This window comes from Paracoccus sp. (in: a-proteobacteria) (genome assembly GCF_047605025.1).
Taxonomy (GTDB): Bacteria; Pseudomonadota; Alphaproteobacteria; order Rhodobacterales; family Rhodobacteraceae; genus Paracoccus.
Genome location: NZ_JASGGO010000012.1, coordinates 95,255 through 106,645 on the forward strand (window position 1 = coordinate 95,255; position 11,391 = coordinate 106,645).

The 11,391-nt window shown below is 66.2% G+C and carries 7 protein-coding genes and 3 pseudogenes; 7 read left to right on the forward strand and 3 right to left on the reverse strand.

Annotated features, from left to right (window positions below; all coding sequences use genetic code 11):
- Positions 1–118: 118 nt before the first annotated feature.
- The 3 genes from trpB (at position 119) to QM682_RS09075 (ending at position 4,266) form a co-directional block, all read left to right on the forward strand.
- Positions 119–1,351 carry a tryptophan synthase subunit beta gene (gene trpB / locus QM682_RS09065; protein WP_415128926.1) on the forward strand — a complete coding sequence of 411 codons (1,233 nt, stop codon included), beginning with the start codon at positions 119–121 and terminating at the stop codon, positions 1,349–1,351.
- A gap of 492 nt (positions 1,352–1,843) precedes the next feature.
- Positions 1,844–2,794 (forward strand): glutathione synthase, encoded by a 951-nt coding sequence (gene gshB / locus QM682_RS09070; protein ID WP_415128928.1) that lies wholly within the window; start codon positions 1,844–1,846, stop codon positions 2,792–2,794.
- Positions 2,795–2,874: 80 nt separating this feature from the next.
- A complete protein-coding gene (locus tag QM682_RS09075; RefSeq protein ID WP_415128929.1) occupies positions 2,875–4,266 on the forward strand; it encodes an FAD-binding oxidoreductase in 1,392 nt (463 codons plus the stop codon).
- 65 nt (positions 4,267–4,331) lie between these two features.
- On the opposite strand, the gene QM682_RS09080 is transcribed toward QM682_RS09075, so the two are convergent.
- The gene (locus QM682_RS09080; RefSeq protein WP_415128931.1) at positions 4,332–5,717 is read right to left on the reverse strand and encodes a dipeptidase; all 1,386 of its coding nucleotides are present in this window, start codon (positions 5,715–5,717) and stop codon (positions 4,332–4,334) included.
- A 168-nt stretch (positions 5,718–5,885) separates the two neighbouring features.
- Between QM682_RS09080 and hemA the strand changes: the two genes are divergently transcribed.
- From hemA to ispG, 3 genes are all read left to right on the forward strand, one after another.
- Positions 5,886–7,115, forward strand: a complete 1,230-nt coding sequence (gene hemA, locus QM682_RS09085; protein WP_415128942.1) for a 5-aminolevulinate synthase — start codon at positions 5,886–5,888, stop codon at positions 7,113–7,115.
- A 107-nt stretch (positions 7,116–7,222) separates the two neighbouring features.
- A complete protein-coding gene (locus tag QM682_RS09090) occupies positions 7,223–8,455 on the forward strand; it encodes a RodZ domain-containing protein (RefSeq protein WP_415128932.1) in 1,233 nt (410 codons plus the stop codon).
- Between the two features lie 98 nt (positions 8,456–8,553).
- Positions 8,554–9,678: a flavodoxin-dependent (E)-4-hydroxy-3-methylbut-2-enyl-diphosphate synthase gene (gene ispG, locus QM682_RS09095; protein WP_415128934.1), complete on the forward strand. Its 1,125-nt coding sequence runs from the start codon at positions 8,554–8,556 to the stop codon at positions 9,676–9,678.
- A gap of 477 nt (positions 9,679–10,155) precedes the next feature.
- Here the strand turns inward: ispG and QM682_RS09100 are convergent.
- Positions 10,156–10,430: pseudogene (locus tag QM682_RS09100) on the reverse strand (transposase); the annotation flags it as partial.
- A 19-nt stretch (positions 10,431–10,449) separates the two neighbouring features.
- Positions 10,450–10,881, reverse strand: a pseudogene (locus QM682_RS09105) (hypothetical protein); the annotation flags it as partial.
- Positions 10,882–11,086: 205 nt separating this feature from the next.
- Between QM682_RS09105 and QM682_RS09110 the strand changes: the two are divergent.
- Positions 11,087–11,338 (forward strand): annotated as a pseudogene (locus tag QM682_RS09110) (IS66 family transposase); the annotation flags it as partial.
- Positions 11,339–11,391: the final 53 nt, after the last annotated feature.

The following is an 11,391-nucleotide window of genomic DNA, read 5'->3' on the forward strand; positions in this document are numbered from 1 at the left end:
TGCCGGGCGGGGCGCTTCCATGACCGGCTCGGCTTTACCCTCTCGCATATCGGATATAAGAAATCTCTCTGACAGGCCCCTTTGGGCCCGACAGACCCCAGGCCCGGAAGGAACCGCCATGCCCGAAGATCTTGTCAACAGCTTCATGACCGGGCCGGACGAACAGGGCCGCTTCGGCATCTTCGGCGGCCGCTTCGTCAGCGAGACGCTGATGCCGCTGATCCTGGATCTTGAGGCCGAATATGGCCGCGCCAAGGAGGATCCCGATTTCTGGGCCGAGATGAACGATCTCTGGGCGCATTACGTCGGTCGGCCCAGCCCGCTTTACTTCGCGCCCCGCCTGACCGAGGAACTGGGCGGCGCCAAGATCTATCTCAAGCGCGAAGAGCTGAACCATACCGGCAGCCACAAGATCAACAACGTGCTGGGCCAGATCCTGCTGGCGCGGCGCATGGGCAAGACCCGCATCATCGCCGAGACGGGGGCGGGGCAGCACGGCGTGGCGACGGCGACGGTCTGCGCCCGCTTCGGGTTGAAATGCATCGTCTACATGGGCGCCACCGATGTCGAGCGCCAGGCGCCGAACGTCTTCCGCATGCGCCTTCTGGGCGCCGAGGTGGTGCCGGTCACTTCTGGACGGGGCACCTTGAAGGATGCGATGAACGACGCGCTGCGCGACTGGGTGACGAATGTGCGCGACACCTTCTATTGCATCGGCACGGTGGCGGGGCCGCATCCCTATCCGGCCATGGTGCGGGATTTCCAGTCGATCATCGGCCGGGAAACCCGCTGGCAGCTTGAGGAGCAAGAGGGCAAGGGGCGCCTGCCCGATACGCTCCTTGCCGCGATCGGCGGCGGCTCGAACGCGATGGGCCTGTTTCATCCCTTCCTGGACGACCCCTCGGTCCGCATCATCGGCGTCGAGGCGGGCGGCAAGGGCGTGGACGAGCGGATGGAGCATTGCGCCAGCCTGACCGGCGGCCGTCCGGGCGTCCTGCACGGCAACCGCACCTATCTGCTGCAAGACGCCCAGGGCCAGATCCTGGAAGGCCATTCGATCAGCGCCGGGCTGGACTATCCGGGCATCGGCCCGGAACATGCCTGGTTGAAGGAATTGGGCCGCGCCGAATATGTCAGCGTGACCGATACCGAGGCGCTGGAGGCGTTCCAGCAGCTTTGCCGGCTGGAGGGCATCATCCCGGCGCTGGAATGCAGCCATGCGCTGGCCTATCTTCCGAAGCTCGCCCCCGACCTGCCCAAGGATCACATCATCGTCGTGAACCTGTCCGGCCGTGGCGACAAGGACATCTTTACGGTGGCGAAGCATCTGGGCTTCGACATGAAGATCTGAACGGCAGGGGCGCCTGGCGCCCTGTTTCCCGCCTTGGGCGGCATCGGCCAGTTCAGCCGGTTCCGCAAGCCGCCCGCGCGCCCGCGATGAACTCGGGCGTGCCGCGGCCAGGCTCTGCCGACCAGCGCCAGGGTTCCTTGTCGCGCGATAATCGCGCGCAACATGCTCGGGGCGGGCGAATCGGGCGCGGGAATGCCGCTATCTCGGCCGGGCGTGGGACCGCCGGCCCATGGCTGGTTCCGCAGGTGATCGGCGCGCCCATTGCGCGCCCATTGCGCGCCCGTCCACCGCCGGGCCAGCCCCATCGCGTCTCGGCAAAGACCCGCGACCTGCTGCGATAACCGCGCGACATGAAGATTCTGGTGGATTGCCGAATGATCGGGGGCACCGCCTGTTGATTGCCTGCGCAATGCCCTTGTCCCCCAGCCCAATGCTTGCATTGCCTGGCGCGATGGCCGACAACTCGCGCCGAAGCAAGGCCGGAGTTGAGAGATGAGTCTTTACGTTGCCCTCCAGATGGACCCGATCGAACATGTCTCGATCGATGGCGACAGCACGTTCCGGCTGGGCCTTGAAGCACAGGCGCGCGGACACCGGCTGTTCCAGTATACCGCCGACCGGCTCAGCTATGTCGAGGGGCGCGTGGTGGCGCGCGGGCGCCCGATCACGCTGCGGCGGGAAAAGGGCAATCATGTCGGGTTCGGCGATTGGGTCGATGCCGATCTTGAGGAATTCGATGTGGTCTGGCTGCGCCAGGACCCGCCCTTCGACATGGGCTATATCACCAACACCCATCTTCTGGACCGCGTGCATCCCCGCACCTATGTCGTGAACGATCCCTTCTGGGTGCGCAACTGCCCCGAGAAGCTGCTGGTTCTGGATTTCCCGGACCTGACCCCGCCCACGCTGATCACCCGCGACCTGGCCCGCATCCGCGAGTTCCGCGAGCGGCATGGCGACATCATCGTGAAGCCGCTTTACGGCAATGGCGGGGCGGGGATCTTTCACCTGCGGCCGAACGACCCGAACCTGTCCTCGCTTCTGGAAACCTTTTCCTCGGCCAGCCGCGAGCCGGTCATCGCGCAGAAATACCTGCCCGCCGTGGTCAAGGGCGACAAGCGCATCATCCTGGTCGATGGCGAGCCGGTCGGCGCGATCAATCGCGTCCCCGCCGAGGGCGAGGCGCGCTCGAACATGCATGTCGGCGGCCGCCCCGAGCAGATCGGCCTGACCGAGCGCGAGCACGAGATCTGCGCCATCATCGGTCCTATCCTGCGCGAGCGGGGGCTGGTCTTCACCGGCATCGACGTGATCGACGGCTGGTTGACCGAGATCAACGTGACCTCGCCCACCGGCATCCAGGAGCTTGAGCGTTTCGACGGCATCAACGCCGCCGCCCTGATCTGGGACGCGGTTGAGCGGCGCCTGGCCGCGCGGGGTTAAGGGCGCGGGCGGGCCCGGCCGTCATCGCCGCGCTTGCCTTCGCGCGGTTTCCGCCGAACGGAAAAGCGGAAAGGACAAGCATGGCCGACCTGATCACGGAACTGGGTGGGATTCTTGGGTCGGACCGGGTGCTGACCGGCGCGGATACGGCGAAATGGGACCAGGACTGGACCGCGCAATATCGCGGTTCGCCGCTGGCCGTGGTGCGTCCCGCCGATCGCGATCAGGTTGCGGCGGTGCTGCGCCTGGCCTCGGCGCGCGGGGTGCCGGTGGTCCCGGTTTCGGGCAATACCGGGCTGAATGGCGGCGCGCTGGGGCAGGGGGCCATCATGCTGTCCCTGGACCGGCTGAACCGCATCCGCGAGATCCGCCCCGATACCCGCATCGCCGTGGTCGAGGCGGGGGTGATCGTCGCCGCCCTGGATGCCGCCGCCGAGGCGCATGGGCTGACCTTTCCGCTGGCCTTCGGCGCCAGCGGTTCGGCCATGATCGGCGGCGTGCTTTCGACCAATGCCGGGGGCGCGAACGTGCTGCGCTATGGCAATGCGCGCGATCTGTGCCTGGGGCTGGAGGTGGTGCTGGCCGACGGCCGGGTGCTGGACCTGATGCAGGCGCTGCACAAGAACAATTCCGGCTTCGACCTGCGCGATCTGATGATCGGTGCCGAGGGACAGCTGGGCATCATCACCGCCGCCATCATGAAGCTGCATCCCCGCCCCGCCGCGCGGGTGACGGCCATGGTCGCCATGCCTGCGCTTGAGCCTGCGATGGGCCTGCTCAATGCCTTGCAGGACGCCACGGGTGGCGCGGTCCTGGCCTTCGAATTCATGCCCCGCGCCCATATCGAGGGGCATCTCAAGATAGATCCCAAGGCGCGCGAGCCCTTCGACGCGCCCTATCCGGTGAACCTGCTGATCGAGCTTGCCGCCTCCCGCGCGGATGCGCTGGCCGATGTGCTGGAACAGGCCCTGGCCGAGCGGCTGGGGACGGGCGAGGTCGCCGATGCCGTCATCGCCCGGAACGAGACGCAGCGCGACGAGATCTGGGCCAGGCGCGAGGCCGCCGCCGAGATCGCCTTTCGCCGCGCGCCGGTGCTTGACACCGATATCGCGGTCCCGCTGGGGCGCGTGGCGGATTACCTGCGCCAGATCGAGCCTCGGCTGCGGGCGCTGGACCCCGGCTGCGAGGTGCTGTCCGTCGCGCATCTGGGCGACGGCAATATCCATTACACATGCTGGCCCTCGTCCGGCGATGCCGGGCTGATGGCGGCGCTGCGTGCCGAGATCGACGCCCTGGCGGTCGAGATGAAGGGCACCTTCTCGGCCGAGCATGGGGTGGGGCTGTCGAAGCTTGCGCCGATGGCGCGGCATAAGGATCCGGTGGCGCTGGACGTGATGCGCGCGATCAAGGCCGTGCTGGATCCGGCGGGAATCCTGAACCCTGGCAAGACCCTTCCACCGAAGGGGCCCTGACCAGGCAGGAACCTGGATCGCCAGGGTCGGCGGCAACCCAGGGGCCGCCGCGCCCGTGCCTGGCGTCAGCCAAGCGCCGCCAGGATGCGCGCCCAGCTTCGCGCGCCCTTGGTGAAGCTTTCCAGGTCGTATTTCTCGTTCGGGGAATGGATGCGGTCGTCATCGCGGCCAAAGCCGATCAGCATCGAATCCATGTCGAGGATTTCCTTGAAATCGCCGGCGATGGGGATCGAGCCGCCGGCGCCGATATAGGCGGCCTCGCGGCCCCATTCCTGCGTCAGCGCCTGTTTCGCGAGCGCGAAGGCCGGGTCCGAGATGTCCATCCGGCTGGCGCGGCTGGCGCCATGGGGATGAAACTCGACCTGGCAATCCTGGGGGATGACGGCGCGGACATGGGCGCGGAACGCCTCGCGGATCGCGCCGGGATCCTGCTTGCCGGTCAGGCGGAAGCTGACCTTGGCGCGGGCCTCGGCGGGCAGGACGGTCTTGAACCCCTCGCCGGTATAGCCGCCGCTGATGCCGTTGATCTCGAATGTGGGGCGGTTCCAGACCATTTCCAGGCCCGTGCGGCCCTTTTCGCCAATGGGATGCTTCAGCCCGACGCGGGCCAGGAAATCGCCGGTGTCGAAGGTCAGATCCTCCCAATCGGCGCGCAACTCGTTCGAGAGTTCCTCGACCCCCTCGTAAAAGCCCGGCAGGGTGATGCGGCCGCTGTCGTCCTTGACCGTCGCCAGCGCATTGACCAGCACCTGGATCGGGTTCGCGGCAAGCCCGCCGAAACTGCCCGAATGCAGATCGCGGTCGGCGGCGCGGACGGTGATCTCTTCGCCGTAAAGGCCGCGCAACTGCGTGGTGATGGCGGGGCGACCATCGGAATACAGGCCCGTGTCGCAGATCATCGCCAGATCGGCGCGCAATTCGTCCGCATTGGCGCGCAGGAAGGGTTGCAGGCTGGGCGAGCCGGACTCCTCCTCGCCCTCGAAAAGCAGCACGAGATCGCTGGGCAGGCTGCCATGAACGGATTTCCAGGCGCGGAACGCCTCGACAAAGGTCATGAGCTGGCCCTTGTCGTCGGAAGAGCCGCGCGCACGGATGACGCGGCCTTCGGGCGTGTCCTCGATCAGGGGATCGAAGGGGGGGCGGTCCCACAGGTCCAGCGGATCGACGGGCTGCACGTCGTAATGTCCGTAAAATAGCAGCTTGCGCCGGTCGCCTTTCGGCGAATGCGCCACCACCATCGGATGGCCCGGCGTGTCGCGCACCGAGGCGTCGAAGCCCAGCCCGCGCAACTCTTCGGCCAGCCATTCGGCGGCGCGGCGCACGTCGCCCTTATGCGCCGGGTCGGTCGAGACCGAGGGGATGCGCAGGAATTCCATCAGCCGTTCCAGCGCCTGGGGCAGGTCGCGATCCAGCGTTGAAACTATCTCTTCGATTTTTGCGTTATCCGCCATTTCCAGCCTTTCCTGATTGCGTTTCCGGTGCCCGGCATTGCGATTCCATGCCCGCTATGCGACAATTTTGTCCTGTATTTCACGCATGATTGCACTTATTGAAGCATGACTCCGGGATCGGACCATGATCCCCCAAGCGAACAAGTTCAAGCAAGGCAAGGGATCATGATGGATTATGACGCCACCCTGGATCAGGCCATCGCAAAGCTGCATGACGAAGGCCGCTATCGCACCTTCATCGACATCGAACGGCGCAAGGGGGCTTATCCCAAGGCGGTCTGGACCCGCCCCGACGGCTCCGAGGCCGAGATCACCGTCTGGTGCGGCAACGACTATCTGGGCATGGGTCAGAATCCGGCGGTGCTTGGCGCCATGCATCAGGCGTTGGACGCCACCGGCGCCGGCTCGGGCGGCACGCGCAACATCTCGGGCACGACCGTCTATCACAAGAAGCTGGAGGCCGGGATCGCCGACCTGCATGGCAAGGAAGCCGCGCTGGTCTTTTCCAGCGCCTATGTCGCCAATGACGCGACGCTTTCGACGCTGCGCAAACTGTTTCCCGGCCTGATCATCTATTCGGACGCGCTGAACCACGCCTCGATGATCGAGGGGATCCGGCGCGAGGCTGGGCCGAAGCGCGTCTTTCGCCACAACGACGTGGCGCATCTGCGCGAATTGCTGGCCGCCGACGATCCCGCCGTGCCCAAACTGATCGCCTTCGAGTCGATCTATTCCATGGACGGCGATTTCGGACCCATCGCGGAGATCTGCGATCTGGCCAGTGAATTCAACGCCCTGACCTATCTCGACGAGGTGCATGCGGTCGGCATGTATGGCCCGCGCGGCGGCGGCGTGGCCGAGCGTGACGGGTTGATGCATCGCATCGACATCTTCAACGGCACGCTGGGCAAGGCATTCGGCGTTTTCGGCGGCTATATCGCCGCTTCGGCGCGGATGGTGGACGCGATCCGATCTTATGCGCCTGGCTTCATCTTCACCACCTCGCTGCCACCTGCGGTTGCGGCGGGGGCTGCGGCGTCGATTTCGTTCCTCAAGACCGCCGAAGGGCAGGCGCTGCGCGACCGGCAGCAGTCGAATGCCCGCATCCTGAAGCTGCGGCTGCGCAGCCTGGGCATGCCGATCATGGACCATGGCAGCCATATCGTCCCGGTCCATGTCGGCAATCCCCAGCATTGCAAGGCGCTCTCCGACATGCTGCTGGCCGATTTCGGCATCTATGTGCAGCCGATCAATTTCCCCACAGTCCCGCGCGGAACCGAACGGCTGCGTTTCACGCCCTCGCCCGTGCACGAGCCGCGGGAAATAGACGCTTTGGTCAAGGCGATGGATGCGCTGTGGTCAATGTGCAAGCTCAACCGATCGGCGAATGTCGCCTAGTCGACAGGGGGTGATAAGCTCTCGCACGCGTGATAACCTTGGTTTAATGAATCTGTGAGACCCTTCCGATTCGCGGAGGTAAGCAGCATGAAAACGAGGCAGGCGCAATGATCGGGCTGAGGGGGAATCCCCCATCGCAGCATGACGGGCAGACGGCAGCGCCGTCGGGCTTCGACGACCCGGATATCCGGCTGGGCGATCTGATGCGGGGCGAACGGGCGACGCTGGGCAAGTCGCTTCTGGATGTGCAGCGGGAATTGCGCATCCGCGCCTCCTACGTCGCCGCGATCGAGAATTGCGACATCTCGGCCTTCGACGCGCCCAGCTTCATCGCGGGTTATGTGCGTTCTTACGCGCGCTATCTGGGGCTGGACCCGGAATGGACCTTCCGCCGCTTCTGCCGGGAATCGGGCTTTCAGCCCGCCCATGGCATGGCGCCGGGGGCGGCGGGGCCGAAGCCCCAGCGCCGCCCCTCGGACCCGGCCGAGGCGTTGGCCAATCCGCATCCGATCTTCCTGCCCAAGCCCGAAAGCATCTGGTCTTCGGTGGAGCCCAGGGCCATCGGCGCGGTCCTGGTCATGGGGCTTCTGGCCTGCGGGCTGGGCTATGGCGGCTGGTCGGTCCTGCAAGAGGTGCAGAAGGTCAATCTGATGCCGGGCGATCAGGCGCCGGGTATGGTCGTCGCGCTGGACCCGGTGCAAGAGGCGGCCGAGCCCGAGACGGTCGAGACGGCGCAGGTCAATCTGCCCCGGCCCGAGGGGATCGACCGCACCTATCGCCCTCAGGCGCTTGAGGTGCCGGTGCTGACCGCCCGCGACGGCCCCATCGCCGCCATCGATCCGGGCCTGGCCCCGGCTCCCGCGCAGCCCGAATCCGCCGTGGCCCAGGCCGTCGTCCTGCTTCAGGCGCAGCGCATTGCCGCCGAGATGGCCGGGCCGGCGCTTCCGGCCCAGTCGGTCGCGGTCCGCACCGTCGCCCCCGACGCGCCCGAGGTCGAGATCATGGCCGCTCGCCCGGCCTGGGTGCGCGTGACCTCGGCCGATGGCACCGTGCTGTTGGAAAAGACCATGGATGCGGGTGAACGCTTCGCGCTGCCCAAGCTCGAAGCGCCGCCGATCCTGCGTACCGGCAATTCCGGCGCGGTCTATTTCGCGGTGGATGGCCGCGCCTACGGTCCCGCGGCGCCGGGGGCCAAGGTGGTCAAGAATGTCGAACTGTCGCCCGACGCGTTGACCGCCAAATACTCCTATGCCGATCCGGCCAAGGATCCCGAACTGGCGCGGATGATCGCGGTGGCCTCGGCCGGCCCGATGCCGGGGGCCGAGCCGGCGCAGGAATAGATCACGCTTCATGCCCCGCGCCGCGCCCATGGCTTGCCCACGGGCGCGCTTGGGCCTATTTGTGGCGCAACCCTCTCCGCACTGCAAAGGCAGGTGCCATGTCGCATAATCCGATCCGTCCCTGGCGCAATATCGACCGGCGCAAATCCCGTCAGATCATGGTCGGCGCGGTCCCGGTCGGGGGCGACGCGCCGATCAGCGTGCAGACGATGACGAATACCGACACCTCGGATGTGCGGGCGACACTGGACCAGGTGATCCGCGCGGCCGACGTGGGCGCCGACATCGTGCGCGTCTCGACCCCCGACCAGGCCTCGACCAGGGCCCTGCGCGAGATCTGCCGCGAAAGCCCGGTGCCGATCGTCGCCGACATCCATTTCCACTACAAGCGCGCCATCGAGGCCGCCGAGGCCGGCGCCGCCTGCCTGCGCATCAACCCCGGCAATATCGGCGATGCCAGCCGGGTGCGCGAGGTGATCAAGGCCGCGCGCGACCATGGCTGCTCGATCCGCATCGGTGTGAACGCCGGCAGCCTGGAAAAGCACCTGCTGGAAAAATACGGCGAGCCCTGCCCGGACGCGATGGTGGAATCCGGCCTCGACCATATCAAGATCCTGCAAGACAACGACTTCCACGAGTTCAAGATCAGCGTGAAGGCCAGCGACGTGTTCCTGGCCGCCGCCGCCTATCAGCAATTGGCCGATGCGACCGACGCGCCGATCCATCTTGGCATCACCGAGGCGGGCGGGATGATCGCGGGCACGGTGAAATCCGCCATCGGCCTCGGCAATCTGCTTTGGATGGGCATCGGCGACACGATCCGCGTCAGCCTGTCGGCCGATCCGGTCGAAGAGGTCAAGGTCGGGTTCGAGATCCTGAAATCCCTGGGGTTGCGCACCCGAGGCGTGCAGATCATCTCCTGCCCAAGCTGCGCCCGCCAGGGCTTCGACGTGATCAGGACGGTCGAGGCGCTGGAAAAACGCCTCGAACATATCAAGACCCCGATGAGCCTCTCGATCATCGGCTGCGTGGTGAACGGTCCGGGCGAGGCGCTGATGACCGATATCGGCTTCACCGGCGGCGGCGCGGGCGCGGGCATGGTCTACATGGCCGGAAAGCAGGATCACAAGATGTCGAACGACCAGATGATCGACCATATCGTGGAACTGGTCGAGAAACGCGCCGCCGATCTCCAGGCGGCCGAAGCCCAGGCCGCCGAGTAACCCGCCGGAGGCAGGACACCCCCTTGCCTCTCTTCGTTTTCCAAATACCCCGCCAAGACCGCCACAGGGGACCATCCCCATATCTGCTCACCCAAGCCCCGAGCCATTGCGGAACTTTCTGCCTCGCGGGCTCATCAAGACGATGGACCGCAGATTGCAGCCTGCCCAGCAGCCATGGATTGGAAGGGCGCCGATGATCGCATCCCGCAATATGTGGACGAACCTCTTGTGGATGCGTCAAAGTGACGAGAGGCGTTGCCGCAGGCTGGCGGCGGCACGTCTTTCAGTCATGACCGCCTCAGGGGGAGCGGTCCGGCGCGAGCCGGGCCATGTCGTCAATCAGGAAGGCGGCGATCAGGTTCGCATATATCCAGATGCGCTAGATCGGCACCCTTTGCCCGCAGCTTGCCGAGGTTCAGAAGGGAAGTGTCTGAAACGCTATGTATCTGACCGGGCCCATGCGGCGTTCAGATACGGTCAGGCGTCAAAGCGCGCGGCGAATCTTATGGCCAGCTGATTGCGGGCGACAACCCATTCCCGGACGGCGCGTCCGCCTTTCTCGAAACTGCGGATAGCCAGGAAGATCAGCCTGGTGGCGGCCTCCTCGGCGGTCGGGGCCTGGTCGACAGGGCGCAGGTGGGCGGCCACCGCCTTGGGGTCCTTCCAGCGGCAGAAACTCATGAAATGCCGGATCAAGTGAACGATGCAGGTCTGGACCGTGGTGTCGGGAAGGCGGCGGTGATCGCCTCGGGAACCCGCGACATCTTCGGCTGTCAACGCCGCGATGGGCTTTTCACCGAGAGAGGGCAGGACGTAGCCCGTCACGCCGTGGCGATGCCCGACCAAGGTTGCGGGCTTCCATTGGTCCGCACAATCCGCCAGCCACCGTTCCGCGAATTCGACCACGGTCGTCTCGGAACTGACCGCAACCCCGGCTGGTTCAGCGCGCAGCCCATCGAGGACGGCCGCCGCTGCCTGGCGGGCAGCCTTCCGCGTCAGGGACGAGGCCGCGCCGAGCGTGCGCCGGGTGCTGCGCCCGCCGATCCGGGCCTGGACGATCCAGCTTTCCCTGCCGAAGCGGTTGCGCAGGCCGAGGGCGGGCAATTCCTCGTCCCAGGTCACGACATCGGCAAGGGGGTCATCGTCACGCGCCAAGGGCGCGGGCGGGTTTTTCGGGGCAGCAGCAGTCTGCGGTCGGGCCATCTTGGTTACTCCCGCTTTCCGTCAGGACGAAATCCACGCAGTCCCCGGAAAGCGCTCAGGACAAAGTGGAAAGCGATTTCCCATTTCGACTGCGTGAGCTGTTCTGGCGTGTCGGGATTTCAGCTAACCGCTTGCGTCGGCTGGCTGATCCGGGCTTCCCGCCGCAAGGTGTGACCCTGCCACAACGTGGCGTTTTCGGTCACACCTGACGCGTTCGGACAAGCTGTTCATGGACGAGACCACCGCACCCGTGCTCGATCCTGGCGGGGGATGGACCAAGACGGGCTACCTTCGGGCCCTGGCGCGCGATGACCGGTCATGGGGCGGGGCAGATCCACCCGGCGTGGTCCTCGCCTACGCCCCCGACCGCGCGGGCGAGAATGCCGAGCGTATCCTGCAGGGCTTTGACGGCATTCTGCGGCTGGATGGCTATCCCGGCTACAACCGCCTGGCACGGCCGCCCCGAGGCCCAGGTTAGCGTCCGAGGACGTGGTGTCATTTCTGCGCCGT